We start from the raw sequence: 25361 nt of genomic DNA on the forward strand, positions 1-25361 counted from the left end.
CATGAAGGACCAAACCATGACGCTGACACGGCGGACGCTGCTCGCGGGGACTGTAGCTCTGGGCGCCGCCGCCACGGCCGGTGCCTCCCCGCCGCGCAAGCGGGCGTACCGCCGCATCGCGACCGAGGAGGGCTTCCTGTCTCCCGGGGTGCTCGCGCAGAATAACAAGACGCATATCCCCGGCGTGCCGTTCATCGTCGACGGCGGACCGGGCGGCGGGATCGGGCGCGTGCTGACCGACCTCGATGCCGGACGGATCGCGGCGATGGATGCCGACGGCATCGACATGCAGCTGCTTTTGCTGGCGTCGCCCGGGGTCCAGATATTCGAGCGCGCGACCGCGGTGGCGCTCGCCGCCGAGTCGAACGACTATGTCGCCGCCGCGTGCAAACGCCATCCGACGCGCCTCGCGGCGCTCGCGGCGGTCGCGCCGCAGGACCCGGCGGCGGCAGCGAAAGAGCTCGAGCGCGCGACGCGGACCCTGGGGTTGAAGGGCGCGGTCATCAACAGCCACACCTTCGACCATTATCTTGACGAGAAACAATTCTGGCCGATTTTCGAGGCCGCCGAAGCGCTCGACTTGCCGATTTACATCCACCCGCGCGAACCTGCGACCGGGATGCGCGAAATCATGTCCGGTCCGGTCGCCGGCGGCCCGGCGTGGGCCTATGGGGTCGAGGTCGGCACCCACGTCCTCAAGCTGATCAGCGCGGGGGTGTTCGACCATTTCCCCAAGCTCAGGATCGTCGTCGGCCATATGGGTGAAGCGCTGCCCTTCTGGCTGCCACGGATCGACAATCGCTACGTCGCGATGCGCGCGGGCATGTTCGGCGGCGCGAAGCCGATGCAGCGGCTGCCGAGCGATTATATCCGCGAAAACCTGTGGGTGACGACGAGCGGCATGAACTACTGGCCGCAGCTCCGCATGACGCTCGACGTCCTCGGCCGCGACCGCGTGATGTATGCGACCGACTACCCGTTCGAGAAGCAGGCGGAGGCGGTCGGCTTCGTCGAGGCGATGCCGCTGAGCGAGAGCGACAAAAAGGCCCTGTTCGAAGACGTCGCCGCCCGGGTCTTCAAGATTTGATCGCGCGCGCGAAACCCGATGGCCACGCGACGAGGGGACAATAAGCTGGCGCTGGTTGCCAACCCTCCGCGGAAACGGGATACCGCCGCAATGGCCACGACTGCTCCACGGACGAAGCCCGCGATCAAGAAGCGTGGGCAGGGCCGTCCCGTGTCGGGCGAGAACGACGTCGGGCGTGAGCGGCTGCTCGTCGCTGCCGAAGAACTGCTGCGCGAAATGCCACCGTCGCGTGTGACGATTTCGCGGATCGCGCGCGCGGCGAATGCCGATCCGGCGCTGATCCGCTATTACTTCGGCAATCGCGCAGCGCTGCTCGTCGAAGTCATCGACCGCGTCACCGGACACCCGCGGCTCGAAGCGCGCCCGAAGGAAAAGCCGGTCGCCGAACTAGGCGCGCATATTGCGCGAACCGTCCAGCTCGTCCGGCGCGCACCATACCTCCACCGGTTGATCAACGACGAGCTCGAAGAAATCGGCAACAAGGAAGCGCGCGAGCGGGTCCGCGGGATGAACCGCGACGTCGTCGATTACTATCGGAAGCTGTTGAGCGCCGATGGCGGCGTCGATCTGGTCGCGACCGATCCGCTGTTCCTCCATCTCGCCGTGCTCGGCGCGAGCGACTTCTTCTCTTCGGCCGGGTCGCTGATCCGTGAATTGCTGCCCGAAGGGGCCGACCTCGAGCAGTCGACCGCCGACTTTCAGGCGTTCCTCGTCAAGCTGTTTCTCGACGGGATGCGCAAGCGCTGACGGGGCTCACGTCGAAATGTCGAGCGGCGGCTCGACCGCCGACAGCACGCGGACATGCTCGACCATCATCGGAAAGCTGAAGCCGCCCGACAATTTGATCCGGAAGGTGAATAGCAGAAATGGGTGTGCGCCGGCGGCGAACATGGCGGCGAAATCGCAATCGCGGAGCTGGCGATATTCCTCGTTGGTCAGTCCCCGATCGGCGAGAAACGGCTCGGGCGCGGTGATGAACGTTGCCGCCTTAACGTCGTCGCGCGCGACTTCCCACAGCACCTTGTTGACGGCGTAGCGGCTCATGTCCGGCCTCCGTTGAGCTGGTCTTCGGTCCACTCGAGCAGGATCATCAGCGGCTGCGCCCGCGACGGGACATAGTCGTGCCACGAGTAGGGCGCGCCATCGGCAACCCCATAAGCGAAGATAAAGCCGAGAAAGCCGGGCGTGTTGTTGCCCTGCGCGTACATCTCCTCCCAAGACGAGTGCGCGACGAGCTCGGCGACATCGTTGCGCAGCATCGCGTCGTTGACGATGCGGTCCCATTCGCTCTCGGGGCGCTCGGTATGGCGCAGCATGTACGGACCGCCGACGCCGTTGGTCATGTGGCCGGTGCAGATTACCGCGACGCGCAGATTCTCGGGCCATTCCTCGATGATCTTGCGGACGATGTGGCCGACCTTGAGATAGCGTCGCGCCGGCGGCACCGGCGGCGCGAGGAAGTTGAGGAAGATCGGCACGACCGGCAGATCGCCCTGTGGGCGCATAAAATTGAGCGGGACCGAAAAGGCGTGGTCGACGACGAACTCGTCCGAGTAAGCGAAGTCGATATCGTTCTCGAAACCCTGCGTCAGGATGTACCGCGCCAACTGCCCTTCGATCGGCGCGTCATAGGTCGCGAGTCCCCAGTCGCGCTGTTCGTATCCGGGCGGCCCGGCGACGCGTTCGGCCTTGCCGATCAGGAACGCCGGCATGTTGTTGAAGAAGAACTGGCAGAGGTGATCGCTGCCCGCCATGACGATGACGTCGGGTCGCGATGCCTCAAGTCCCTCGCGCATCCGCGCGATCCCGTCGAGCAGGCGCCGCGCCTCGACCGAGACCGGCCTGCCGTCGCGCCCCGCCCCCGGCAGGACCGGATCGTGCGGACAGACCGAGAGGTGCACCAGTCTTGCCATCGTCGTCTTTCCATTGCGCGCGACATGAAGCTGGTCGTCCGCTTGACCGGATGGATAGAACACCGGTCAGCGCAGTCGAATTGATGGTTGAGATAGCTCGTATCGGTAACCGCGCCTTGTGATGCCGTCCTGGGAACCGCATTCAGCCGTCATGGCAACCAATGCAGATGCACCCAACCAGTTGACCCGTTATTCACGCACGGCGATTTTGCTGCACTGGTCGATTGCAACATGCGTCCTCGCGACCATCCCGATCGGCTGGTACGGCGCGACCTTCAAGACCGCGGCAGGGCAGTCGGCAACAAACCTGCACAAGTCGATCGGCATCGCGATCTTGGCCCTGACGCTGGTGCGGGTCGCATGGCGGCTGGGCCACCGGCCGCCGCCGCTGCCGACCGCGATGACGCCGATGATGCGCCGCATCGCCCGCGCGACGCACGTCCTGTTCTACGTCCTGCTTCTCGTCCTGCCGCTGAGCGGCTGGTGGATGAGCTCGGCGGTTCCGGTCCGCCACGCTTTCGGGTTCGGCCTGTTCGACGTTCCCTTCCTGCCGGTCCCGCGAGGCTGGGCGTCGGCGGGCGGCGCGCACTTCATCCACGTCAATCTCGCGTGGCTGATGGTCGGTCTCGCCGTCCTCCACATCCTTGCGGCGCTGCGCCACCGGTTCATCGAGCGCGACGGCGTGCTGACGCGGATGCTGCCGCGACTCACCTGATCCTTTAACCGTTCCACCCCCTCGAGAGGTCGACATGTCAGACAAGCCAGCCCCCGCCGGACGCGGGCCGTTGCCGCAGAAATTCCCGCACGAGCCGGAACGCTATCGCAAGGCGGCCGAACTGATCGTCGCGATGCGTCGCGGCGAGATCGAGCTGCAGGGCGCGGAGGGCTTCCCCGAAGACGCCGCGCCGCGCAACCGCGACGAGGCTCAGATCATCAACGACATCGTGATCGAGTTGCTCGGCCGCGCCGTGCTCGGGTGGAAGTTCTACATCGGCGCGATGATCCAACAGGCCCCGCTGCGCACGGCGATTTACGACATCTGGGAAAGCCCCGCGGTCCTGCCGCCCGAATGTTCGCAGCATCGCTGGATCGAACCCGAACTCGCGTGCCGCACGCTGCGCGACTTCGCGCCCCGCGAAAAGCCGTACAGCTATCAGGAGATCGTCGAGGGCATGGAAGTGCTGCCGGTGTTCGAGATCATCGGACCGCGCTTCCGCTTCGATTCCGCCGCGCACATGCGGAAAATCGTCAACGGTTATCGCATCAACCCGCGGTTCGACGGACTGGCCGACGGCAATGCCTCGGGCGGATACGTCGTCGGCAAGGCGGTCAAGGACTGGCAGGAGTTCGATTTCCTCAAGATGCGCGTGACGATGGACGCCGGCGACGAGCGGCTGGTCGACACCGTCGGCGGGCACCCGCTGGTCGATCCGTTCATGTCGATGTTCCCGCTCGTCAACCTGATGCGCAGCCGCGAAGGCCTCAAGGCGGGCAACCTGGTGGCGACGCATTCCTATTCGGGCTTCATCCCGGTCCCGGCGGACGAAAAGGTGGTCAGCACCTTCAGCTATTTCGAGCCGATCGAAGCGGTCTTCGCCTCGACTTGACCGCCGCTTGCGAGGATCGCGGCACGCCCGTAGACGCATTCGATGCGTCTCGAAAAGCTCGACCTCAACCTGTTGATCGCGCTCGATGCCCTGCTGCAGGAACGCGGCGTTTCGCTCGCCGCCGACCGGCTCAACCTCAGCCAGTCGGCGGCGAGCGGCGCGCTTTCCCGGCTGCGCGAGTATTTCAAGGACGATCTGCTCGTCCTGCAGGGGCGCAGCATGGCGCTGACCCCGCGCGCCGAAAAGCTGGTCGATCCGGTCCACTCGGTGCTCGAGCAGATCCGCGCGACGATCATGGTCGCCGAACCGTTCGACCCGGCGACATCGGACCGGACGCTGACCGTCATGGCGACCGACTATATCTTCGAAATTCTGCTGCGCCCGGCGATCGTCGCCTGCGCCGTCGAAGCGCCGGGTATCCGCTTCGAACTCGTGCCGATCATCGAGCATCCGGTCGAGGCGCTGCAGCGCGGCCGCGCCGACATCCTGATCGGGATCGACAACGTCATCTCGAGCGAGCAGCCGAGCGCCTTGCTCTACACTGAGGATTTCGTCGTCGCTGGCTGGCAGGGCAATCCGATGCTGCAGGGGCCGATGACACTCGACTGCTACGAGCGGCTCGCGCATGTCGCGGTCCGCTTCGGCCAGGCGACGTCGAGCTATGAAGCGACCGCGACGAGGTTGCGGTCGGTCGCGCGCCGGGTCGAGGTGATCGCGCCGAACTTCTCGTCGGTCGGGGGGTTGCTGGTCGGCACCAACCGGATCGCCACGATCCACCGGCTCCTGGCGGTGCGGCTCGCCGAGTATCTGCCGCTCGTGCTGATGGAGCTGCCCTTCGAGCTGCCGCCGGTCCGCGAAAGCGCGCAGTGGTCGTCGCGCAGCGCAAACGATCCGGCAGTGGCGTGGCTGGTCGAGCGGCTCAAGGGGATCGCCAAGCAGCTGCGGTCGACGTCGGGTGCCCCGCCCGAACGGAACGGGCGCAGCTAGCTGCTCAGGAACTCGACGATCGCCGGGACGGCCTCGGGGTCTTCGTTGAGGAAGCCATGCGCGCCCTCGAACAGTCGCATCACCGACCCGGGAATCTTCGCCGCCATCGCGCGCTGCCCCGCCTCGGTTCCGAGCAGGTCGTAGCGCCCGCCGAACAGCGCCACCGGCACCCCGATCTGGTCGAGCCAGCCGAGCGCGTCATGCTCCTCGCGCGCTTCGAGCTGGCGTCGCGCGCCCATCGCCGCGTGCGGATCCGACGGATCGACCGGGCCGCCGCGCTTCTTGCCCTGCTCGATCAGGATGAGCGCCTCCTCGGGGTTAGCCGCCTGCCATTCGAGCGATTTGCGCAGGTCGAGCGAGAGCATCTTCCGCGCGCGCGTCTCCGGGTCCTTGGCGTGTAGCGCAAGCAGCGGATAGCCATACGACCCGCCGGGGTTGGCGCACGCGAGGACCATCTTCGTGATCCGTGCGGGATGCCGCCGCGCGAATTCCTGCGCCACCGACCCGCCGAACGACACGCCGAGCACCGCCGCCCGGTCCCACCCTGCGACGTCCATCAGCGCCGCGGCGTCGTCGGCATAGTCGGCCATGCTGTAGCGCCGGTCGGGCTTTTCGGTCTGGCCGAGCCCGCGCTGGTCATAGCGCAGCACGGTGAAACGCTTCGAGAGCGTGTCGACATAGGGCTGCCGCTGCCGAAGGTCGGCCCCGGTGCCGTTGATGAACAGCAGCCGCGGCCCGGCACCGACGATCTCGTAATAGAGCTTCAGATCGCGAACCTGGGCGAATGGCATGCCCCCGACCTACCCCTGCGCGATATATTTGTGATGAAGGTACGCATCGAGGCCTTCGCTCCCGCCTTCGGAGCCGTGGCCGCTTTCCTTGACCCCGCCGAACGGGGTTTCCGGCCCGGTCAGCCCGACGAAGTTGATCCCGACCATGCCCGCCTCGATCACATCGCCGATGTCGGCGGCGGTTCGCGCCGACCGCGTCCAGGCATAGGCCGCGAGGCCGTAGGGCAGCCGGTTCGCCTGCGCGACGACGTCGTCGAAGCGGTCGAAGCGCTGGGTCACCGCGACCGGCCCGAACGGCTCCTCGTTCATGATCCGCGCGGCGTTCGGCACGTCGGCCAGCACGGTCGGTTGCCAGAAATTGCCTGCGCCGCCGGTCGCGTCGCCGCCGGTGACCACGCGCGCACCGGTCGCGGCGGCTTCGGCGACCATGTCGTGCATCGCAGACAGCCGCCGCGGATTCGCCAGCGGCCCCATCGTCGTCGCGGGGTCGAGGCCATTGCCGAGCCTGAGCCGGGCCGCCGCCGCCGCGAACTTCTCGACGAACGCGTCGTGGATGCTCTCGTGGAGATAGAATCGCGTCGGGGCGATGCAGATCTGGCCCGCGTTGCGATACTTGCCCGCCGCAAGCATCGGCACCGCGCGGTCGAGATCGGCGTCGGCGAAGACGATGACCGGGGCATGACCGCCCAGCTCCATCGTCGTCGGCTTCATCACCCTTGCCGCGAGGACGCCGAGTTGCTTGCCGACCGCGGTCGAGCCGGTGAAAGTAATCTTGCGGATGACCGGAGAGGCGATGAGGTAGCTCGAGATATCGGGCGGCACGCCGAACACGACGTTGAGCACACCCTTTGGCAAGCCGGCATCGTCGAGCGCCCGTGCGAGCGCGAGCGCGCTTCCCGGGGTTTCTTCGGCGGGCTTGATGATCACCGAACACCCTGCCGCCAGTGCCGCCGCGAGCTTGCGCGACGGAATCGTCGTCGGGAAATTCCACGGGCTGAACGCGGCGACCGGACCGATCGGCTCCTTGGTCACGAGGTGGCGGACGCCCGGATGCTTCGACGGCACGATCCGGCCGTAGGCGCGCCGCGCTTCCTCGGCGTACCAGTCGAAGATGTCGGCGCACGCAAAGGCTTCGGCGGTCGATTCACTGATCGGTTTGCCCTGCTCGCGCGTCGAAATCGCGCCGATCTGCGAAGCCCGCTCGCGCAGCAGGTCGGCGGCGCGGCGCAGGACCCGGGCGCGATCATATGCCGAAACAGCGCGCCAGATCTTAAACCCGGCATCGGCGGCGGCCAGCGCCTCGTCGAGGTCGCCCTGCGTCGCGACGGGCAGATCGGCGATCGTCGCGCCGGTAGCCGGGTCGACGACCGGGATCGTCGCGCCGTCGCCCGCCGCCCGCCAGACCCCGGCGATGAACAGCGTCGGCTTTGGATAATCGTGATCGTCGTTCATGCTGCGCCGAATCCGTAGATGTCGATCGTTCGCTCGCCCGCCTTGATACGCGCGATCTTGTCGGCTTCGTCGCGTTCGCGGAGCGCCCCGCCCAACAGCGCGGTGGCGACCGTCGGCGCGGACAGAGCGACGACCCCGTCGCGGTCGCCGACGATCAGGTCGCCTTGCCCGACCACGACGTCGCCGATGCGGATCGGCTGGCGCGTCCACGCGGTGGCGGCATAGCCCTTGATCGTGCCGTTGAGGCAGACGCCGTTCGAAAAAACCGGGAACGGCATCACCGACAGGCCCGCCACGTCGCGGACGCCGCCGTCGATAACGAGGCCGCCGAGCCGCTGCTCGATCGCCGCAGTGTTGAGGATATCGCCCCAATAACCCCATTCGATCCCGCCGCTCGTCGACACGACGAGCACGTCTCCGGGCGCAGCTTGGTACAGCGCGCGGTGTATCCAAAGATTGTCGCCCGCGGGGACGTGCACCGTGAACGCCGGCCCGGCGATGCGCATGCCGGGCGCGACCGGCTTGATCGCCGAAGGCAGCGCCCCGATCCGGCCCGCCGCCTCGTGCAGCGTGGCGGCACCGAGGCGCGCCGCTTCGGCGAGCAGATCGACGCTATAGCTCATTTGCCCTCGCGTCGTTGAAGGAGGTGATACTGCTGCTGCCGCCGCGCCTCGTCGAGCCGCAGCCCGCCGGCGATGGCGTTGCGGATACGCATCTCGGCGGCGTCTATCGCCTCGGCGGCATCGAGCACCTCGGTTTCGCGGTCGGCGGGGATGACGACGACGCCGTCCGAATCGCCGCGGACGATATCGCCAGGTGCGACGCGGACGTCGCCGATCGTCACGATCACCTGCGTCGCGTCGAGCTGCACCCGGTCCTTGCCGGTCCGCATCGAATAGCTGCGGCTGTACATCGGGTAGCCGAGATCAAGCGCGAGGTGGGTGTCGCGGCACGCCCCGTCAATCACCGTCCCGCCGAGACCGCGCTTGTTCGCGGTGAAGGTCAGGATATCGCCCCACACCGTCGCGTCGGGCCGGCCGCCGTTGTCGATTACCACAACGTGCCCCGCTGGCACATCGTCGATGAAGTCGCCGACGGTGCCAACGGGATGCCCGACCGGAGCATAACTGAGGGTGAACGCCCGTCCCGCCAGCCGGAAGCGATGGTCGAGAGGCTTGATCCCGAGGCACTGGCCGGCGATGCTGAGCCGGTCGAGCGCGTCGCTGATCGTCGCGGTATCGAGCCGCCCGGCCCGTTCGACGTTGATGTCGCTCACCCGGTCGTCTCCAGCAGATGTTCGTAATCGCCGCCCATCACCGTCGAGACCGGATGCCCGGCGAGCACCGCCTTGGTCATGCCGGCTTCGCGCAGCGCGATGCGTTCGGCGGCGGCGAGGACGTCGTCGATCCGGGCGGCAGGGACGAATGCCGCGCCGCTGCCGTCGGCGACGACCCAGTCCCCGGTCGCGACCGTGACGTCGCCGACGGTGACGTCCACCCCGGTCGCAATCTCGTAGACACGCCCCCGCGCAGTCCGCGCCGTGCTGCCGCGCGCATAGACCGGAAAACCGATCTCGGCGGCCTCGTCGACGTCGCGCGCCAGCCCCTCGACGATCACGCCCGATACACCGCGCCCTCGCGCCGCGTTCGACAGGATGCCGCCCCAGCCGGCGCATTCGACGCCGGTGCGCTGCTCGACGACGATCACCTGCCCCGGCGCGGCCATGTCGATCGCAGTGGTGCAGAGATGGCGCGGCACCGTGCCCTCCGGCGGCTTGCCAGCGGCGAGCTTGACGGTGATGATCGATCCCGAGACGCGCCCCCGAGCGGCGCGCGGCGCGAGCCCGGTCACCGACGACGGCAGGCCGAGCTGGTCGAGCGCATCGGACACCGCGCAGGCATCGAGCCGCGCGAGGCGTTTGGCGATATCGTCGGTCATGTCAGTTCCAGTAAACGAAGCCGTTGGCGGTGCCCGTCCCAGCTTCGGACCGGTAGCACGGCTGGTAGTCGACGACGTCGCCGGCGAGGTCGGTCTCGAACAATGCCCCCGCCGCCGCGATCCAGTTCTTGAGTTCGCTGCTCCCGGATTGCAGCCAGTCCTCGCCGATCGTGCACAGGGCTTCGCCGTCGCGCGCCGCGAGCGCGTCGAAGATCCGCTGGTCGAACGGCTCGTCGATGACGAAATGCGACATGCCGCCCGAGCCGAAGATCGCGACGCGGGCGTCGGAGTCCCACGCCCGGATCGCGCGTCCGACAGTGCGCCCCATCTCGAAGCAGCGCCGCGCGGTCGGCTGGTTCGGCGGGAAGAAAGTGTTGGTGATGAACGGCACGTGCGGCACGACGGCGTCGCGCATGATCTGGCGATAGACGAAGCCGAAGGCGTGACCGATCCCGGTGTGCCAGTGACCTTCGAGCCGCGGCAGCTGGCTGGCGCGGGTGATGTCGAACGAGTGCGCGACGAGGTCGCCGATCAGGTAGTTCGCGAGTTCGGGATGCCCCGGATATTCGGTGTAGTCAGGCGGTTTGTGCCCCCATTCGGCGGCGTGGATGCCCGGCGGATGCTTCGCCGCCTGTTCGTCGGACGATGGCTCGTTCCAGACTTTCTCGCCGTTGAAGACGGTGAACGCCGGCATCAGCGTGTCGTTGAACAGCTCCTGCTGGTCGTTGCCGAAGATCACCGCGACGTCGGGTTTTACCGCGGCGAAGGCTTCGGCCATCGTGTCGATCGCGACCCGGCACGCGGCGTTTCGCTTGGTCCGTTCGGCAAGCGAACTCTTCTCGGCAAGCCCTTCGTCGCGCCGCATCGCAACGAGCGTGTCGAAGTCGTAACGGCCGGTCTGATACCAATGCGCCTTGTTGGCGTGGTCAGCCGGGAGGCGCAACAGCCACTCCTCGGGCGTCGTCGACAGCGTCGGACCGTGCGTGGTCCACATGCCCAGAACGATTTCCGCCATCCCTTGTCCTCCTGGATCAGACGTCGAGCTTGAACACGCGGCGGGCGTTGTCCTCGAAGATCATCTTCTTCTGCGCGTCGGTCAGCCAGGTGAAACCGGCGATGGTCGGCGCGATATCGTCCATCGTGCTGACCTGCGAGCCTTGCGGATCGTATTGCGACCCGACGCCAGGGCATTCCGAACCGAACAGGCAATGTTCGGCGCCCACCGTCTCGATCAGGAGCCTGAGCGCGCCCTCGGTATACAGCACGGTATCGAAATAGAGCTTCGAGAAATTCTCGCGGAAGTCCTTCCCGGCATAGATGTTGCCGGCGATGAACCGGCCGATCTGATAGGGGATCGCGCCGCCGCCGTGGCTGACGACGATCTTGAGATCGGGGAAGTCGGTGAACACGTCCGAATTGACGAGGTTGTAGACCGCCGTGGTTTCCTCGTTGATGAAGTGGAGCGAATACGGTTCGCGGTCGGCGCGCGACCCGGTCGCGTGGATGTGCGCCGGCAGGTCGAGTTCGCACAATTTTTCATACAGCGGATACCAGTAGCGCTCGCCGAGGCCCGGCGGGTGCGTGCCGGTATTCTCATAGGGATCGGGGTTGAGCAGGCAGCCCTTAAAGCCGAGATTGATGCAGCGCTCGAGTTCGGGCAGCGTGTTCTCGATAGGCTCGCCCGCGACCTGCGGCAGGCCGCAGATGCCGACGAACCTGTCGGGAAACAGCTCGACGTTGCGGTGGATGATCTTGTTGCACTCCTCGACGAACCAGTGGACCACCCGGCCCGGCTCGAAGCTCGACATCATCTGGAACGGCCGCGGCGAAATCAGCTGGAGGTCGGTGCCGTGCTTGTGCAGCATGTCGAGATGGCCGCACGGTGCCATTTCCTTCTTGTTCGCGGCGGCGCGGATCTGGTCGTCGGTCACCCGCACCCCGCCGCGCCCGTGGCTGCCGCGATGCGACAAAATGTTCGCCTTGTACGCCCATAGTTCGGTCGGCGCGCTGACGTGCCCGTGGCAATCGATGATCATTCGGCCTCTCCGGCGCTCGCAGAATCGTACGGTCTCGACATTGTCAGACGTCTGATATTATAGCATCCTCCGGTGTGCAACCGGTTTAGGACGCAACGGCCATGGAAGTACCACGCGGCATCGCGATTGTCGGCGGCGGGATCGCCGGTCTGGCGCTCGCTCTGGGGCTCCATCGGCGCGGGATTCCGGCACGGGTTTACGAAGCAGCCCCGGCGATCGCAGAGATCGGGGTCGGCATCACGCTGCTGCCGCACGGGATGCGCGAGATCGCCGCGCTCGGCCTCGCCGATACCGTCCTTGCCGCCGGTATCGAGAACCGCGAGAGCGCCTTCTTCAACCGCTTCGGTCAGAAATTGTTTGCCGAGCCGCGCGGCAAGTTCGCCGGCTATCCGCAGCCCGAGGTCGGCATCCACCGCGGGCGTCTCCATGGCATCCTGCTCGCGGCGGTGCGCGCGCAGATCGGCGCCGACGCGGTAACGTGCGACCATGCATTCGTCGGGCTCGACCAGACCGATGCCGGCGCTACGCTGCACTTCAAGGCGACGTCGGACGGATCGATGCGGGCACCGGTGACGGCGGATGTCGTCATCGCCTGCGACGGCGTCAATTCGGCGGTGCGCAGGCTGTTTTACCCCCACGAGACCGTAGCGTTCACCGGAATCAACACGTGGCGCGGGGTGACGCGGCACAAGCCGATCCTTGGTGGCTCCACCTACATGCGGATCGGCTCGATCAAGACCGGCAAGATCGTCGTCTATCCGATCGTCAACGATATCGACGGATCGGGCGACCAGCTGATCAACTGGATCGCCGAGATCGAAACCGACCGCAACCAGCGCAATGACTGGAACCAGGTTGGCGACCGCGGCGACTTCCTGCCGATCTATGAAGGCTTCAAGTTCGATTGGCTCGACGTCGGCGCGCTGATCCGTGATGCCGAGACCGTCCTTGAATATCCGATGGTCGACAAGGACCCGGTCGATCGCTGGACCTTCGGGCGCGTGACCTTCGCCGGCGACGCGGCGCATCCGATGTACCCGCGCGGATCGAACGGGTCGGCGCAGTCACTGATAGATGTCCGCGTCCTCGCCGACCTGCTCGCCGCCGGCGGCGACCCGCGCGCAGCATTTGCGGCGTACGAGGCCGAGCGCCGCCCCGCGACCGCCGAGATCGTCCGCACCAACCGCGTCAGCCCGCCCGACATCATCAATCTCAAGGTCGAGGAACTCGTCGGCGACCGCCCTGTCGACAATCTTGACGCGTACATCTCGCAGGACGAGCTGCGCGAGCTGTCGGACCGATACAAACGGATCGCCGGTTTCAGCGTCGACAGCGTCGCGCCGCCGCCATGAGGGTTGGGCTTACACCGCGATTGAAATAGACTAGCGACGATGAGGGCACCGCAGTCGAAGGCGCGCACGTGACGAGCGATCATGGGTCGGCCGAGAAGTCGCTCGACGAACTTTACCGGCGCCCGGGATTTCTGCTTCGTCGCGCGCATCAGATCAGCGTCGCGCTGTTTCTGGAGGAGACCGCCGGGCTCGGCCTGACGACGACGCAATACGGGACGATGGTCGTCCTCCGCGCCCGCGGCAGCCTCGATCAGGTCGGAATTGCGACGCTCGTCGGCATCGACCGCTCGACGACCGCACTGGTCGTCAGCAAGCTCGAGGAAGCCGGCTATATTGAACGCCGCGACGACGACGTCGACAAGCGCCGCAAGATCATCACGCTGTCGCTGGCGGGCCACGCAATGCTCGAACGCGTCGCCGAGCCGGCGAAGCACGCCCGCGCACGCGCCCTCGACGCTTTCTCGGCCAAGGACGCCGCTAAGTTCCTGAACTTGCTCGAACGCTTCGTCGATAGGTTCAACGAGCACACCCGCGCGCCGATTCGTCCCGAGACAAACGGGAAACGCGCCTCGCGCAAATAGCGGCGGTCAACCCGCCTTGACGATGGCGCGCAACCCGCGCCGCAGCGCGTCGAGATCGCCGACTGCGACCGCCGCAAGCAACTGTGCCTCCATCACGTCGACCGCCGCCTCGCACTTGGCGAGCAGCGCGTTGCCGGCGCCGGTCAGCCGCGTCATCAGGATGCGGCGGTGCTCGGGGCTTTCGAGCCTTTCGATCAACCCCTTGCGGATCAGCGAAGCGATCGTTTCAGACATCGATTGCGGCGTGATGCCCGCCTTGCGCGCGAGGTCGGCCGACGACTGGTCGCGCTCGTCGCGGAGCAGCGACAGCGTGACATATTGCCGGGGCGTCAGCCCGAGCGGCTGGAGCGACGCCTCGAGCCCGGTGCGGACCACCGTCTCTGCGCGCTTGATCAGATAGACGGTGCGGGATGCGCGCATGCTCATTTTCACTTGGAATATACGGAAGCCTTATATACGGCTAGCTTCCATTCAGAACGTCGAACCTGGGGAGACTATCATGGATCAGACACCTGCCGGTGCCAACGCATCGTCGCCAGCCGGGACGTACCAGACCGTTGCGATCGAGCGCGACGAGAGGATCGCGTGGGTCACGCTCAACCGCCCGGAAAAACGCAACGCGATGAGCCCGACGATGAACCGCGAGATGCTCGAAGTCCTTGAGGAGCTCGAAATTGACGACAGCGTCGGCGTCGTCGTCCTCACCGGCGCGGGCGATTCGTTCACCGCCGGCATGGATCTCAAGGAATATTTCCGCGAGACCGACCAGGCCTCAGCGGTCGAGAAAACCCGCATCCGCCGCGCCGCGGGCGAATGGCAGTGGCGCAAGTTGCGCTTCTATCCCAAGCCGACGATCGCGATGGTCAACGGCTGGTGTTTCGGCGGCGCGTTTACGCCGCTGATCGCGTGCGACCTCGCGATCGCCGCCGACGAAGCCACCTTCGGGCTGAGCGAGATCAACTGGGGGATCATCCCCGCCGGCAACGTCACCCGCGCGCTCGCCGAAGTGATGCATCACAAGGCGGCGCTGTATTACATCATGACCGGCGAGCCGTTCGGCGGGCAGATCGCGGTGCAGACCGGGCTGGTCAACGAATCGGTGCCGCTCGAAAAGCTGCGCGAACGGACGCGCGCGCTGGCGAAGACCTTGCTCGCCAAGAACCCGACCGTGCTCCGGCAGGCGAAGAACACGTTCAAGCGGATCGGCGTGATGGACTGGGATTTGGCCGAGGATTATCTGAGCGCTAAGGCCGAGCAGACCGCGGCGCAGGACCCCGAAAAGGGCCGCAACAAGGGCATGGCGCAGTTCCTCGACGAGAAGTCGATTCGCCCCGGCCTGCAAGGATACCGCCGCGATGCCTGAAGCGCCAACGGCCAATGTCTCGTTCGCCGCGGTCGGACGGCTGCTGCGCCCGAAGTCGGTGGCGATCGTCGGCGTCAGCGAGGACGGCGGCTCGATGGGAGGCCGGTCGTTCCGCAACATCAAGGCGTTCGACTTCCCCGGGGCGGTCCACCTCGTCAGCCGGACCAACGCCTCGGTCGGCGGACGGCCGTGCGTCGCGACGATCGACGACCTGCCCGACGAGGTCGACGCGGCGGTCATCGCTCTGCCCGCTCGCGCGATCGTTCCGGCGATCGAGGCATGCGCGCGCAAGGGCATCGGCGGCGCGGTCGTCTTCGCCGCCGGCTTCGCCGAAGCCGGTGCCGAAGGCGTCGCCGCGCAGGCGCGGATGACCGCGATCGCCCGCGAGGCCGATATCGCGGTCCTCGGCCCGAATACGCTCGGCATGACCAATTTCGTCGCGGGCAATTGCCTCGCCTTCGGCCCGAATGCGCCGAGCCCGCCCGAGGGTCGTCCGGCGCTCGCGGTTCTCGCGCAGAGCGGCGCCATGATGGGAAGCCTGCGCCTGTCTGCCACGGTGCGGAATTACGCCGTGTCCTACGCGATCGCGACCGGTAACGAGGCGGTCACCGGCGTCGAGGATTTCATGGCGCATATCGTCGACGACGCCGACACCCACGCGATTGCTGTCTTCGCCGAACAGCTCCGCCGCCCGCTCGACTTTCTCGCGCTGGCGCGGCGCGCGCGCGGCAACGGCAAGCCGGTCATCCTGCTCCACCCGGGCCGCAGCGACCGCGCACGCGATTCGGCGGCGTCGCATACCGGCGCGCTCTCGGGCAATTACGACGTCATGCGCGCGCTTGTCGCGAGCGAGGCGGTCATCCTCGTCGAGACGCTCGAGGAGCTGCTCGACGCGGCGGAATTCTTCACGCGCTTCCCGGTTGGCCAGGCGACTGGCCCCTCGGTGATCACCGACTCGGGTGCCCTGCGCGGCTTGTCGCTCGACTTTGCCGACAGCCTTGGGCTGACGCTGCCCGACCTGAACGCCGGCACGCTCGCCCGGCTGCGCGAGCGGCTGCCGACGTTCGCCGAGGCGAGCAACCCGCTCGACATCACCGCCCAGGGCCTCAAGGACATGCCGTTATACGCCGAGGCCACCGCGGCGATGGCGGCGGATCCGGGCAGTAGCGGCGTGCTTGTCGCGGTCATGCCCGGGAGCCCCGAGGTCGGGATGATCAAGGCCCAGGCGATCCTGCCGGCGCTGATCGCGAGCGACAAGCCAAAGGCCTATGTCGTGCTCGGCGACGCCCCGGTCGATCCGACGCTGGCGGCGACGATGCAGACGAACGGCATCCCCTTCTATCGATCACCCGAGCGCGCGCTGCGCATGTTCGCGCATTCGGCGCGCTTCGCCGACCTTAAGCAGCGCGCCAACGCCGCGACCGCTGCGCCGATCGCTGCCGCGGACCGCGTCGCGGGCAGCGGCGCGATGCTCGAACATGCGGGCAAGGCGCTGCTCCAGACAGCGGCGGTAGCCGTTCCCGAGGGCGCGCTCGCGACTACGCTCGAGGGCGCCGTCGTAGCGGCGACGCGGATCGGTTACCCGGTCGTCCTCAAGGTTCAGTCGGCCCAGTTGTTGCACAAGACTGAAGTCGGCGGCGTCGCGGTCGGCCTCGCCGATGAGGCCGCGCTGCGAGCTGCGTGGGGCACGATGGCGCAGCGCGTTACCGACGCCCGTCCCGATGCGGTCATCGCCGGCTATCTCGTCGAGGCGATGGCCGCGCGCGGCCTCGAACTCGTCGTCGGCGGCCGGCGCGACCCCAATTGGGGACCCGTCGTCGTCGTTGGGCTCGGCGGCGTGTGGATCGAGGCCTTGAACGACATCCGGCTGTTGCCGGCCAGCGTCACCGAAGCGGTGGTGATCGAGGAATTGGGGCTGCTCAAGGCGCATAGCCTGCTCGAAGGCGCGCGCGGCGCGGCACCGGTCGACAAGGCCGCCGTGGCGCGCGTGGTGACAACGATCGGACAGCTGCTGCTCGCTCATCCCGAGATCGTCGAGATCGACATCAACCCGCTCGTCGTATTCGCCGACAGGCCGCCCGTCGCCCTCGACGCGCTGATCGTCCTCGGTTGAATCGACTGGCAAGCCGCTGTCCGACGGGAGGCCGGCGCGCCTAGCCTCCGGCGTCCCTAGACCGGCGGCGGCGCGGCGCTGGCGAAGGCGGGCAGTGCGGCGGCCCGGTCCGCGATCGCGCTGACCTTCGGATACGGCGTCAAGTCGAGCTTGAATCGCCGCGCGTTGAACATCTGCGGCACGAGGCAGGCGTCGACGAGGTTCGGTGCGTCGCCCCCGGCAAAGGGTGCATCGGGCAGAAGCGCTTCGAGCGTGGCGAACCCCTGCGCGACCCAATTGCGGTACCAGTCGTCGATCGCCGCCTTGTCCTGCCCCATCGGGTGTTCGAGATACTGGAGGACGCGGAGGTTGTTGATCGGATGGATGTCGCACGCGATCGTCAGCGCCATCTCCATCGCCCGCGCGCGCGCACGCGGATCGAGCGGGATCATCCGCGGCTCGGGATGAACCGCGTCGAGATAGTCGATGATCGCGAGGCTTTGCCCGAGCCGCAGGTCGCCGTCCTCGAGCGCGGGAACGAGCCCGGCGGGGTTGACCGCGAGATAGCCGGGCGCGCGCTGTTCGCCGGCGCGAAGCACGTAGGTGCGCTTCTCATAGGCGATGCCCTTCAGGGCCAACACGATGCGGACCCGGTAGCTCGCCGACGACAGCGCGAAGTCGTGGAGGATCATGCGAAGTCGACTTCCTTGCCGCCGATCGTGACGCGCAGCGGGGTCAGCCCGCCGATCGTCACGTCGATGACGTCGCCCGGCACCACCGCGCCGACTCCGGCGGGGGTGCCGGTAAAGATCAGGTCGCCGGGCAGCAGCCGCTCAAACCGACTCAGATAGGCGATCTGCTCGGCGCAGTCCCAGATCAGGTCGGCAATGTCGCCGTCTTGCTTGATCGCGCCGTTGACGGTCAGGCGGATCGGGGCCTTGACCATGTGCCCGACGTCGGCGACCGGGCTGATCGCCGCCATCGGAGCCGAGAAGGCGAAGTTCTTGCCGATTTCCCAAGGCCGCCCCTTGTCGCGCGCCTCGAGCTGGAGATCGCGCCGGGTCATGTCGAGCCCGACCGCATAGCCGAAGACAAGATCGAGGGCGTCCGCCTCGCTTAACTTTGCGCCTGCCTTGCCGATCGCGATCACCAGCTCGCCCTCAAAGTGATAGTTCGCAGTCTCGGGCGGATACGGCACCGTCGCACCGTTCGGCACCAGCGCGTCGGCGCATTTGGCGAAGAAGAACGGGGCCTCGCGCGACGGATCCTTGCCCATCTCGCGCGCATGCGCCTCGTAGTTGCGGCCGATGCAAATGATCCGACCGACGGGGAATGTATCGGCACTGCCAGCGATCGCGGCGGCGGGACGTGCGGGGAGCGCGAAGATCGGCGGCATGATCAGTCCTCTGACGATTGGCTGGCAAAACCGTGGACAAACGCGCATAGTCGCGCAAGCACAAAGAGGATTTTTTCTGATGGCTACGCTCGCCAGACCGACCAACCTCGAAGCCGCGCGCGACGATTTCTACGACCGGCTGACGCCCGAGGCGCTGGCTCCCCTGTGGAAGGTGCTCGCCGCGCTGGTGACGCCGAGGCCGCGGACCCGCGCGATCGCGGCGGCGTGGTCGTTCGACCGAATCGAGCCGCTGCTCATGGAAGCGGGCGAGCTGATCACCGCCGCCGAGGCCGAGCGTCGCGTGCTGATCCTCGAGAACCCGTCGCTGCCGGGGCAGTCGCGGATCACCAATACGCTTTATGCCGGGCTGCAGTTGATCCTGCCCGGCGAGGTCGCACCCGCGCACCGACACGCGCAGAACGCGCTCCGCTTCATCATGCGCGGCGACGGCGCGTTCACCGCGCTCGACGGCGAGCGGGCGTACATGCACAAGTACGACCTGATCCTCACCCCCGCATGGCTGTGGCACGACCACGGCAACGAGACCGACGCGCCGATGATCTGGCTCGACGGGCTCGATATCCCGCTCGTGCAGATGCTCGATGCGAGCTTCGCCGAACATCGCGAGGATCGCGGGGCGTGGCCCACGTCGCGACCCGCGGGCGATGCCGCGCTGCGTTGGGGTCGCAACCTGCGCCCGGTGCACGCCGAGCGCGTCGCCGGCCAGGGCAACCCGCTGTTCATCTACCCGTTCGCCGAATGGCGTGCGACGCTAGAGGTGCTCCGCCGCGCCGAAGCCCCTCACGCGCACGACGCGCATCTGATGGAGTTCACCAACCCGGTCGACGGCGGATCGGTGATGGCGACGATGTCGGCGTTCGCGCGGCTGGTCCCGGCCGGGTTCGACACCCGCCCCGCGCGGTCGAGCGACGGCATGATCAACGTCGTCGTCGAGGGCAGCGGGACACTCGTGATCGACGGCGAGCTGTTCGCGCTCGCCCCCGGCGCTATCGTCGTCGTGCCCGCCTGGGCCGAGCGGCGCTTCGCGGCTGAGACCGATCTCGTCGTGTTCAGCTACTCCGACCGCGCGACGCAGCAGAAGCTGTCGCTGTGGCGCGAGCAGTTGGCGTAACCGCGTCAGTCGATCGTATAGAACTCGATCGTCAGGCTGTCGGGACGGCGCACCCCGCGCGCCATGAAAACGCGCTTGCGCAGCCAGTCGTGCGGCCCGTCGGTGACACGGAAGCGCGGCGATCCGCCCGAGTAATACTGCGCCGCCGCCACCTCCTCGCCTAGCGCCATCCGGTCAATCACCTCGGGGACCGCGACGCGCATGCCGGGATTTTCGATCGCAATCACCGTCCCGTCCGCTGCTTTCAGAAAATAGCGTGCGAGCAGTTCGGTGCGGCCATCGGTCCTGACTGTCTGCCAATCGCCGCCAGCGCACAGCACGATGCCGGTCAGCCGGGGACCGGAAATAGTGCCGCCGAGGATCGGGATGAACCGCTCGCGCCCGCCGTCGATGACACCGAGTTCGATCGGCGCGCCGACCTCGATCATTGCCGAAAAGACGGTCGTGAGGTGCGGCGCGGAAGGTGCAGCGGGCGACGACGCGGTCATCTCGGGTTCCGATCGTTGCTGCGGGGCGACTATGCGACCTTCTCGGGCTCGAGCACTGCCCCGAAGCGCGCCGTGACCGGCTGGGCGGGGGCAGGCAGATCGGGGTCGATCCCCATTGCCGTGCAGAAATCCTCCCACACCTCGCGCGGCTGCCCGGCCTGGAACAGGAATTCATGCATGTGGTGGCCGAAGAACGGGTGGCTGATGAACACCTCGCGGCTCGCACCGTTTACGAGCAGGTCGCGTTCGGCGGTCGGCAGCGCGACATTCGTCGCCTTCGCCGGATCGCGGATGATGCCCTTTGGATCGTCGCCGCGCGCGATCGCCGCGACGTCGTCCAGCAATTGCTTGCGCAGCATCTGGATGCCGCGATCGCTCAGGCCGAGCTTCTCCTTCGTCCGGTCGGCGATCTTCCCCTGCCCGACCCACGCGACGAAGTCCTGATTCATCACGTGCTTGCTGTACCAGCGACCGGTCGCGGGATCGGCGATCGGCCCGCGCCACGTTGGGATGCTCGCCTGGTCGAACGGCTCCTGCTCGTTGGGCACGCGGTTGAACATCCAACCGATGCTCAGCATGTTCTCGTCGTCGATCGGGATCCGCCATTCGAAATGGTCGCCGAGGTAGAAGGCGTTCGGCCACAGGCAGACGCGCCCGACGGTCCACATCGAATGCTTTTCCATCAGGTCTTCGCGCATCCGGCGATAGATCAGGCCGAATTCGAACTCGTCGAACGCGATCTGCATGTGCTTCGGCCCGAGTTCGGCTTCGACATCCTCCTGCCGCCGGCCCCAGTTCATATGCATCCATTCGAAATGCACCGGATCGATCGAATTCTCCTGCGCCTGCAGCCAGTTGCAAGGCAGTTCAGAAATCACGATCTGGCGGAAGCCATTACTCCAGTTGAACGGTTCCCAATCGGGCAGTTCGGGGGCCGGCGACGGACCCATGTACGTCCACAGCAGCCCAGCATGCGCGCGGACCGGATATGCGGTGATCCTGATCTTGTCCTTGTACTTTGCCTGCGGGACGACGGTGTCCTCGAACGGCATCGCGACGCACTGGCCGGTCTCGTCATAGGTCCAGCCGTGGTAGCTGCACCGCAGCCCGCACTTCTCGACGAAGCCGTACGACAGGTCGGCGCGGCGGTGGGCGCACTGCCGCTCGACGAGGCCGAATGCACCGCTCAGATCGCGGTACAGCACGAGGTCTTCGCCGAGCAGGCGGATCGCCTTGATCCGGTCGGTCGCGAATTCGCTGACGCCAGCGACGGGGAACCAGTAGCGGCGCAGTACCTCGCCCATCGGAGTCCCCGGCCCGACCCGGGTCAGCAGTTCGTTTTGCGTGGCGTCCATACTGCTCTCCCCAACTGGCTGCGCGCCTTGGCGACCCGCGACCAATGCCATCCGCCACGATCCGTCGTCAATCAAAGATATTATATTTGGCCGACTCGACCCGGTCGCGGCTTGGTGCTTAGTAGACGGTGTGGTCGATCTCACTGTTCGCGGACAATGGCGCGCCGCCGGCGGCAGCGGCACCCTATCGGCCGCCATCGTCGCACAGATCAGCGAGCAGCTGTTCGTCGGCCAGCTGAAGCCGGGCGATTTTCTCGGCAGCGAGGCGTCGCTCGCGCATGCGTTCGACGTCAGCCGCATGGCGATGCGCGACGCGGTCCGCGCCCTGTCAGCCACCGGCATCATCGCGGTGCGCCGCGGGTCGGGCGGCGGCATCCGCATCGCCGCCGCCGACCCCGACCGCTTCGCCGACGCACTGGCGATCCAACTCACCTTGCTCGGCGTTTCACGAAGCGATCTAATCGAGGCGCAGATCGCGACCGAGGCGATGATCACCCGGCTCGCCGCCGAACGCGCCGCGGCGGCCGATGTCGAGCGGCTGCGCGCGCTGCTCGCCGCGGCGGTCGACGCCGTCGGCGACGGCGGCGCTTTCGCCCGGCTGCTCGGCGAATTCCACACCGAGCTTGCACGCATCGCCGGGAACATTGCGCTCGCCGTTATGCTCGGCGGCATCCTGCAATTGCTCGAGACCGGGTACGGGACCGACACCACCCCGTCGCGGGCGCGCGGGGTGCTGGCGAAATATCGTATCGTCGTCGATGCCATCGCCGCGGGCGACGGCGAATGCGCGGCGAGCCGGATGCGCGAGCATCTCGAAAGCGTCCGGGCACACGAAAAGTCACGGCGCTAGGCGGCACTTCCGAGCGCCGCGTCGAATCGACGGCTGGCGCGCCAGTAGAAGAAGGCCGGGACGACGTTGAGGAACGGAAAGACCATCAGCACCCACCGCAGTGCCTGGTCGCCCGCCGCCGGCTTCAGCGCGTCGGCGACGATGCCGATCGCCAGCGGCCCCAGCCCTGCCCCGATAAGGTTGATGAACAGCAGGATGATCGCGGTGGCGAAGCTGCGATATTCGGATGGAACAAGGCGCGGCGCGCTCGCGAACACCGGACCGTAAAAGAACAGCGCGAGCGTGCTGGGCACGATCAGCAGGCCGAGCGCGACATGCCAGTCAGTCGCGGCATAAGCGAAGGTGTAGAACGGCGGCGCGACGAGAACCGCGACCATCGGCACGATCATGTAATTGCGCGGCGCGATCTTCCCCAGCCGGTCGGCGACCCGCCCGCCCGCCAGCATCCCGGCGATGCCGGCGAGGCCGCTGACGAGGCCCAGCCATAACCCGACCTGCGCGGTGGGGACGTGGTACGCCCGGATCAGGACGACGGGGGCCCAGACCGTCTGCCCGGTCGTCACGATCGAACTTGTCGCGGTCGCGCAGATCAGCAGCACGAGCGCACGCGACCGCCACACGACCCGCAGCCCACCGGGTGCCGCGGCCCCACTGGCGAGGACGATGCGCGGCGGGGCGCGGTCGTCCCTGAGCACGAGCTTGACCGCGAGCGCGACGAACAGGCCGGGGACGGCGCAGATCAGGAAGGCAGCGCGCCAGCCATACGCGTGGCCGATCGCGCCGCCGAGGACGAGGCCGAGCAGGATGCCGCACGGCACCCCGAGACCCTGCCGCGCGATGGCGCGCGCGCGCCGTTCGACCGGAATCCGTTCGGCGATCAGCGCGTACGACGCCGGGGCCGACCCCGCCTCGCCGAGGCCGACGCCGACTCGGACGATGGCGAGCTGGACGTATGACGCGGCGAGGCCCGACGCCGCGGTCATCACCGAAAAGACCGCGACGACGGTAGCGATCAAACTCACCCGGTCGGTTGTCGGGCGATCGGCGTAGCGCGCGATCGGCAGCCCCATCAGCGCGTAGAAGACCGCGAACGCCGGACCCGTCAGGATGCCGAGCCTAGTGTTGCTGAGATGGAGTTCGCGGCTGATCTGTTCGGCGAGGATGTTGATGATCTGCCGGTCGACGAGGTTGAAGGTCGAGACGAGGAACAACAGGAACAGCAGCGCGCGCTCGCGCGATCCCGCCGCGGTCACCGCGGCACCGTGCCGCAGTAGGGCGGGATCGTTCGCTGGAACATCGCGAAGATCAGCTCCCAGTCGCGCTCGGTCGCCGCGAGGTCGTAGACATCGCGCGATGTCAGCGCATAGCCGTGGTGCGTACCCGTATGGAGGCTGCGGCTGTATCGCACCGGCTGGCCTGCGAGCAGCGCCTCGAACCGCGCGATCATGTCGCCGTCGGCGGTAACGTCGCTCTCGGCATAGCCGCAGTAGAGTTCGCCGCGAAGCCGGTCGAGCGCACGGTGTGGCGATTCCGGCCGGCCTGAGATCAGGTAGCTGCCGTGGAGCGAGGCGGTTGCGACGAACCGGTCGGGCCAGAATTCGGCGGCCGAGATCGCATGCCGTCCGCCCATGCAGAAGCCGATCGCCCCGACGCGGGTCGCAAGGGCTGCGGGGTCTCGATCGGCGTGGTCGAGCACCGCGCGCGTGTCGTCGAGCACCATCGTGTCGGACAGCCGGTGCAGCGGCGCGGCGGCGATCGCGAGCTGCGCCTTATCGAGGTTGAACACCGACAGCGTTCGGCCATCGGCACCGAAGAACTGGTTCAGGACGGTCGCGTCCTCACGATGATAAAAGTCGGGCACGATGCAATAATAGCCGACGCTCGCCGCCCGCCGGGCGATTGCCATCAGCTCGTCGCGATAGCCCCAGAAATCCATGTAAACGATGACGACCGGACAGGGGATATCGGCTTCGGGGTGGACGATGAAGCTGCGCATCGGCCCTGACGGCGTCGCGACGATGACTTCGGCCGCTTTCATTCCGCTCCCCTTTTACCCGACGACGTACGCACAATTAGGTGGTCGCCATAAAAATCGCCTCGAGCGGCTTGAAGCCGGTAAAATCGGCGACGACCTTCACGTCGAGCGGCACCGACATGAAACCCGAGTAGGAATGCGTGGCGAGCAGCTGGCCGACGAAGAGGCCCTGTCGGCTGCGCATGACGTTGATAAGCGGGAACATCGAGATGAAGGGATCGACGAGGGGATTGCCGCCGATCGTGTCGACCATCCGCGTCTCGCCTGCGTCCATCGTCACGCGCATTTTGAGGAAATCGACGTCCTGCCAGTCACGCACCGCTTCGCCGACGACATAGCCGCCCGAGGCGTGGTTGTCGGCGATGCCGTCGAACCGTGGATTGTCGCGATACTTGTTGACGAGCCCGCGCATGTGCGCCTGCGAATCGAAGCGGAAACGCGGCCCGATAATCTCGAACACCGGGACCGCTTCGAGACCCTCGACGATCTCCTGATACGAATACTGCTTCTCGCGCGCCGGAAAGTCGCGCACGCAGCGGAACGCCATCTCGGGCTCGATCCAACGATGCTGTGAAATTTCCTCCGACAACACCGCCGGGCTGTCCCAGATGTCGTAGATCGGCGAGAGCATTGGCGCCTGCTGGATCCGCGCCTGAATGTAATATTTGTAACCGAGGATAGGGCGCGCGAAGAGATCACGGACGAGGTCGGCGACCTGCTGCGCTTCGTCAATGTTGCGCGGGCTGGCGTCTGGCGGGAAACCCGTCTCGCCATCGATCTCGATCTCCTTGTGCCGCATCTTCACGATCAGCTCGGCGGCCTTGCGGATCCGCTCTGGTTCGTGCGCGAAAAGCTGCGGCAGCGGACCGCGGCCCTGGCTCGCGGTGTCGGACATAGCTTGACCCC

At 66.9% G+C, this 25361-nt stretch carries 28 protein-coding genes; 11 read left to right on the top strand and 17 right to left on the bottom strand.

Translation table 11 applies throughout. The features are described 5' to 3' along the window. Position 1 precedes the first annotated feature (1 nt). Both KTC28_RS18610 and KTC28_RS18615 read left to right on the top strand, forming a co-directional pair. Positions 2 to 1087, top strand: coding sequence for an amidohydrolase family protein (locus KTC28_RS18610; RefSeq protein ID WP_216710645.1), 1086 nt, complete (start codon positions 2 to 4; stop codon positions 1085 to 1087). Between the two features lie 90 nt (positions 1088 to 1177). Next, the gene (locus tag KTC28_RS18615; RefSeq protein ID WP_216710644.1) at positions 1178 to 1834 is read left to right on the top strand and encodes a TetR/AcrR family transcriptional regulator; all 657 of its coding nucleotides are present in this window, start codon (positions 1178 to 1180) and stop codon (positions 1832 to 1834) included. 6 nt (positions 1835 to 1840) lie between these two features. Here KTC28_RS18615 and KTC28_RS18620 read toward each other — a convergent pair whose 3' ends face one another. Both KTC28_RS18620 and KTC28_RS18625 read right to left on the bottom strand, forming a co-directional pair. Then, positions 1841 to 2131: a hypothetical protein gene (locus KTC28_RS18620; protein ID WP_216710643.1), complete on the bottom strand. Its 291-nt coding sequence runs from the start codon at positions 2129 to 2131 to the stop codon at positions 1841 to 1843. After that, complete coding sequence (locus tag KTC28_RS18625) at positions 2128 to 3000, bottom strand: DODA-type extradiol aromatic ring-opening family dioxygenase (RefSeq protein ID WP_216710642.1); 873 nt, start codon at positions 2998 to 3000, stop codon at positions 2128 to 2130. Before KTC28_RS18625 ends, KTC28_RS18620 begins: the two co-directional genes overlap by 4 nt. Positions 3001 to 3151: 151 nt before the next feature. Between KTC28_RS18625 and KTC28_RS18630 the strand changes: the two genes are divergently transcribed. The 3 genes from KTC28_RS18630 to KTC28_RS18640 are packed head-to-tail and all read left to right on the top strand — an operon-like array spanning position 3152 to position 5594. After that, a complete protein-coding gene (locus KTC28_RS18630) occupies positions 3152 to 3715 on the top strand; it encodes a cytochrome b (RefSeq protein WP_216710641.1) in 564 nt (187 codons plus the stop codon). A 34-nt stretch (positions 3716 to 3749) separates the two neighbouring features. Then, positions 3750 to 4607 carry a hypothetical protein gene (locus tag KTC28_RS18635; RefSeq protein WP_216710640.1) on the top strand — a complete coding sequence of 286 codons (858 nt, stop codon included), beginning with the start codon at positions 3750 to 3752 and terminating at the stop codon, positions 4605 to 4607. 42 nt (positions 4608 to 4649) lie between these two features. Further along, a complete protein-coding gene (locus KTC28_RS18640; protein ID WP_216710639.1) occupies positions 4650 to 5594 on the top strand; it encodes a LysR family transcriptional regulator in 945 nt (314 codons plus the stop codon). On the opposite strand, the gene KTC28_RS18645 is transcribed toward KTC28_RS18640, so the two are convergent. Genes KTC28_RS18645 through KTC28_RS18675 form a run of 7 tightly spaced genes read right to left on the bottom strand, consistent with a single transcriptional unit; the run spans position 5591 to position 11811 of the window. Beyond that, on the bottom strand, positions 5591 to 6385 hold the full coding sequence (locus tag KTC28_RS18645) for an alpha/beta fold hydrolase (RefSeq protein WP_216710638.1): 795 nt from the start codon (positions 6383 to 6385) through the stop codon (positions 5591 to 5593). The genes KTC28_RS18640 and KTC28_RS18645 overlap by 4 nt on opposite strands. A 9-nt stretch (positions 6386 to 6394) precedes the next feature. Next, positions 6395 to 7837, bottom strand: coding sequence for an NAD-dependent succinate-semialdehyde dehydrogenase (locus tag KTC28_RS18650; protein ID WP_216710637.1), 1443 nt, complete (start codon positions 7835 to 7837; stop codon positions 6395 to 6397). Further along, positions 7834 to 8460 (bottom strand): RraA family protein, encoded by a 627-nt coding sequence (locus tag KTC28_RS18655; protein WP_216710636.1) that lies wholly within the window; start codon positions 8458 to 8460, stop codon positions 7834 to 7836. The genes KTC28_RS18650 and KTC28_RS18655 overlap by 4 nt, the downstream gene beginning before the upstream one ends. Then, the gene (locus KTC28_RS18660; RefSeq protein WP_216710635.1) at positions 8457 to 9113 is read right to left on the bottom strand and encodes an RraA family protein; all 657 of its coding nucleotides are present in this window, start codon (positions 9111 to 9113) and stop codon (positions 8457 to 8459) included. Before KTC28_RS18660 ends, KTC28_RS18655 begins: the two co-directional genes overlap by 4 nt. Further along, the gene (locus KTC28_RS18665; RefSeq protein WP_216710634.1) at positions 9110 to 9775 is read right to left on the bottom strand and encodes an RraA family protein; all 666 of its coding nucleotides are present in this window, start codon (positions 9773 to 9775) and stop codon (positions 9110 to 9112) included. Before KTC28_RS18665 ends, KTC28_RS18660 begins: the two co-directional genes overlap by 4 nt. A gap of 1 nt (position 9776) precedes the next feature. After that, positions 9777 to 10790: a DODA-type extradiol aromatic ring-opening family dioxygenase gene (locus tag KTC28_RS18670; RefSeq protein WP_216710633.1), complete on the bottom strand. Its 1014-nt coding sequence runs from the start codon at positions 10788 to 10790 to the stop codon at positions 9777 to 9779. A 16-nt stretch (positions 10791 to 10806) separates the two neighbouring features. After that, complete coding sequence (locus tag KTC28_RS18675; protein WP_216710632.1) at positions 10807 to 11811, bottom strand: amidohydrolase family protein; 1005 nt, start codon at positions 11809 to 11811, stop codon at positions 10807 to 10809. A gap of 101 nt (positions 11812 to 11912) precedes the next feature. Here KTC28_RS18675 and KTC28_RS18680 point away from each other — a divergent pair, with 101 nt between their 5' ends. Continuing rightward, positions 11913 to 13163 (top strand): flavin-dependent oxidoreductase, encoded by a 1251-nt coding sequence (locus tag KTC28_RS18680; RefSeq protein WP_216710631.1) that lies wholly within the window; start codon positions 11913 to 11915, stop codon positions 13161 to 13163. Between the two features lie 68 nt (positions 13164 to 13231). Beyond that, the gene (locus tag KTC28_RS18685) at positions 13232 to 13744 is read left to right on the top strand and encodes a MarR family winged helix-turn-helix transcriptional regulator (RefSeq protein ID WP_216710630.1); all 513 of its coding nucleotides are present in this window, start codon (positions 13232 to 13234) and stop codon (positions 13742 to 13744) included. Between the two features lie 6 nt (positions 13745 to 13750). Here KTC28_RS18685 and KTC28_RS18690 read toward each other — a convergent pair whose 3' ends face one another. Further along, entirely contained in the window at positions 13751 to 14164 is a 414-nt protein-coding gene (locus KTC28_RS18690) for a MarR family winged helix-turn-helix transcriptional regulator (RefSeq protein ID WP_216710629.1), read from the bottom strand. A 79-nt stretch (positions 14165 to 14243) separates the two neighbouring features. Between KTC28_RS18690 and KTC28_RS18695 the strand changes: the two genes are divergently transcribed. Further along, complete coding sequence (locus KTC28_RS18695; RefSeq protein ID WP_216710628.1) at positions 14244 to 15107, top strand: p-hydroxycinnamoyl CoA hydratase/lyase; 864 nt, start codon at positions 14244 to 14246, stop codon at positions 15105 to 15107. Then, positions 15100 to 17220 carry an acetate--CoA ligase family protein gene (locus KTC28_RS18700; protein WP_216710627.1) on the top strand — a complete coding sequence of 707 codons (2121 nt, stop codon included), beginning with the start codon at positions 15100 to 15102 and terminating at the stop codon, positions 17218 to 17220. The genes KTC28_RS18695 and KTC28_RS18700 overlap by 8 nt, the downstream gene beginning before the upstream one ends. Positions 17221 to 17276: 56 nt before the next feature. Here KTC28_RS18700 and maiA read toward each other — a convergent pair whose 3' ends face one another. Together maiA and KTC28_RS18710 are read right to left on the bottom strand one after the other, a co-directional pair. Then, positions 17277 to 17891 (bottom strand): maleylacetoacetate isomerase, encoded by a 615-nt coding sequence (gene maiA / locus KTC28_RS18705; RefSeq protein ID WP_216710626.1) that lies wholly within the window; start codon positions 17889 to 17891, stop codon positions 17277 to 17279. Continuing rightward, a complete protein-coding gene (locus tag KTC28_RS18710; protein WP_216710625.1) occupies positions 17888 to 18595 on the bottom strand; it encodes a fumarylacetoacetate hydrolase family protein in 708 nt (235 codons plus the stop codon). The genes maiA and KTC28_RS18710 overlap by 4 nt, the downstream gene beginning before the upstream one ends. A 79-nt stretch (positions 18596 to 18674) precedes the next feature. On the opposite strand from KTC28_RS18710, the gene gtdA reads away from it, so the two are divergent. After that, entirely contained in the window at positions 18675 to 19727 is a 1053-nt protein-coding gene (gtdA, locus tag KTC28_RS18715) for a gentisate 1,2-dioxygenase (RefSeq protein WP_216710624.1), read from the top strand. A 5-nt stretch (positions 19728 to 19732) separates the two neighbouring features. Here gtdA and KTC28_RS18720 read toward each other — a convergent pair whose 3' ends face one another. Then, a complete protein-coding gene (locus KTC28_RS18720; protein WP_216710623.1) occupies positions 19733 to 20215 on the bottom strand; it encodes a DUF3237 domain-containing protein in 483 nt (160 codons plus the stop codon). A gap of 29 nt (positions 20216 to 20244) precedes the next feature. Continuing rightward, a complete protein-coding gene (locus KTC28_RS18725; RefSeq protein WP_216710622.1) occupies positions 20245 to 21570 on the bottom strand; it encodes an aromatic ring-hydroxylating oxygenase subunit alpha in 1326 nt (441 codons plus the stop codon). A 130-nt stretch (positions 21571 to 21700) separates the two neighbouring features. Between KTC28_RS18725 and KTC28_RS18730 the strand changes: the two genes are divergently transcribed. Next, the gene (locus KTC28_RS18730) at positions 21701 to 22420 is read left to right on the top strand and encodes a FadR/GntR family transcriptional regulator (RefSeq protein ID WP_216710621.1); all 720 of its coding nucleotides are present in this window, start codon (positions 21701 to 21703) and stop codon (positions 22418 to 22420) included. On the opposite strand, the gene KTC28_RS18735 is transcribed toward KTC28_RS18730, so the two are convergent. From KTC28_RS18735 to KTC28_RS18745, 3 genes are read right to left on the bottom strand one after another with little or no spacing between them, the layout of a single operon-like run. Then, positions 22417 to 23673: a spinster family MFS transporter gene (locus KTC28_RS18735; protein ID WP_216710620.1), complete on the bottom strand. Its 1257-nt coding sequence runs from the start codon at positions 23671 to 23673 to the stop codon at positions 22417 to 22419. The two genes, KTC28_RS18730 and KTC28_RS18735, sit on opposite strands and share 4 nt — an antisense overlap. Further along, on the bottom strand, positions 23670 to 24458 hold the full coding sequence (locus tag KTC28_RS18740; protein ID WP_216710619.1) for a dienelactone hydrolase family protein: 789 nt from the start codon (positions 24456 to 24458) through the stop codon (positions 23670 to 23672). The genes KTC28_RS18735 and KTC28_RS18740 overlap by 4 nt, the downstream gene beginning before the upstream one ends. Before the next feature lie 34 nt (positions 24459 to 24492). Continuing rightward, entirely contained in the window at positions 24493 to 25350 is an 858-nt protein-coding gene (locus KTC28_RS18745) for a hypothetical protein (protein ID WP_216710618.1), read from the bottom strand. Between the last annotated feature and the right edge of the window lie 11 nt (positions 25351 to 25361).

Source organism: Polymorphobacter megasporae (genome assembly GCF_018982885.2).
GTDB classification, from domain to species: Bacteria; Pseudomonadota; Alphaproteobacteria; order Sphingomonadales; family Sphingomonadaceae; genus Polymorphobacter_B; species Polymorphobacter_B megasporae.

Bases quoted from the DNA above. Each gene is read 5' to 3' on its own strand.
- KTC28_RS18610 (WP_216710645.1), top strand. From the start codon at position 2: ATGAAGGACCAAACCATGACGCTGACACGGCGGACGCTGCTCGCGGGG.
- KTC28_RS18615 (WP_216710644.1), top strand. From the start codon at position 1,178: ATGGCCACGACTGCTCCACGGACGAAGCCCGCGATCAAGAAGCGTGGG.
- KTC28_RS18620 (WP_216710643.1), bottom strand. From the start codon at position 2,131: ATGAGCCGCTACGCCGTCAACAAGGTGCTGTGGGAAGTCGCGCGCGAC.
- KTC28_RS18625 (WP_216710642.1), bottom strand. From the start codon at position 3,000: ATGGCAAGACTGGTGCACCTCTCGGTCTGTCCGCACGATCCGGTCCTG.
- KTC28_RS18630 (WP_216710641.1), top strand. From the start codon at position 3,152: ATGGCAACCAATGCAGATGCACCCAACCAGTTGACCCGTTATTCACGC.
- KTC28_RS18635 (WP_216710640.1), top strand. From the start codon at position 3,750: ATGTCAGACAAGCCAGCCCCCGCCGGACGCGGGCCGTTGCCGCAGAAA.
- KTC28_RS18640 (WP_216710639.1), top strand. From the start codon at position 4,650: ATGCGTCTCGAAAAGCTCGACCTCAACCTGTTGATCGCGCTCGATGCC.
- KTC28_RS18645 (WP_216710638.1), bottom strand. From the start codon at position 6,385: ATGCCATTCGCCCAGGTTCGCGATCTGAAGCTCTATTACGAGATCGTC.
- KTC28_RS18650 (WP_216710637.1), bottom strand. From the start codon at position 7,837: ATGAACGACGATCACGATTATCCAAAGCCGACGCTGTTCATCGCCGGG.
- KTC28_RS18655 (WP_216710636.1), bottom strand. From the start codon at position 8,460: ATGAGCTATAGCGTCGATCTGCTCGCCGAAGCGGCGCGCCTCGGTGCC.
- KTC28_RS18665 (WP_216710634.1), bottom strand. From the start codon at position 9,775: ATGACCGACGATATCGCCAAACGCCTCGCGCGGCTCGATGCCTGCGCG.
- KTC28_RS18670 (WP_216710633.1), bottom strand. From the start codon at position 10,790: ATGGCGGAAATCGTTCTGGGCATGTGGACCACGCACGGTCCGACGCTG.
- KTC28_RS18675 (WP_216710632.1), bottom strand. From the start codon at position 11,811: ATGATCATCGATTGCCACGGGCACGTCAGCGCGCCGACCGAACTATGG.
- KTC28_RS18680 (WP_216710631.1), top strand. From the start codon at position 11,913: ATGGAAGTACCACGCGGCATCGCGATTGTCGGCGGCGGGATCGCCGGT.
- KTC28_RS18690 (WP_216710629.1), bottom strand. From the start codon at position 14,164: ATGCGCGCATCCCGCACCGTCTATCTGATCAAGCGCGCAGAGACGGTG.
- KTC28_RS18695 (WP_216710628.1), top strand. From the start codon at position 14,244: ATGGATCAGACACCTGCCGGTGCCAACGCATCGTCGCCAGCCGGGACG.
- KTC28_RS18700 (WP_216710627.1), top strand. From the start codon at position 15,100: ATGCCTGAAGCGCCAACGGCCAATGTCTCGTTCGCCGCGGTCGGACGG.
- maiA (WP_216710626.1), bottom strand. From the start codon at position 17,891: ATGATCCTCCACGACTTCGCGCTGTCGTCGGCGAGCTACCGGGTCCGC.
- KTC28_RS18710 (WP_216710625.1), bottom strand. From the start codon at position 18,595: ATGCCGCCGATCTTCGCGCTCCCCGCACGTCCCGCCGCCGCGATCGCT.
- gtdA (WP_216710624.1), top strand. From the start codon at position 18,675: ATGGCTACGCTCGCCAGACCGACCAACCTCGAAGCCGCGCGCGACGAT.
- KTC28_RS18720 (WP_216710623.1), bottom strand. From the start codon at position 20,215: ATGACCGCGTCGTCGCCCGCTGCACCTTCCGCGCCGCACCTCACGACC.
- KTC28_RS18725 (WP_216710622.1), bottom strand. From the start codon at position 21,570: ATGGACGCCACGCAAAACGAACTGCTGACCCGGGTCGGGCCGGGGACT.
- KTC28_RS18740 (WP_216710619.1), bottom strand. From the start codon at position 24,458: ATGAAAGCGGCCGAAGTCATCGTCGCGACGCCGTCAGGGCCGATGCGC.
- KTC28_RS18745 (WP_216710618.1), bottom strand. From the start codon at position 25,350: ATGTCCGACACCGCGAGCCAGGGCCGCGGTCCGCTGCCGCAGCTTTTC.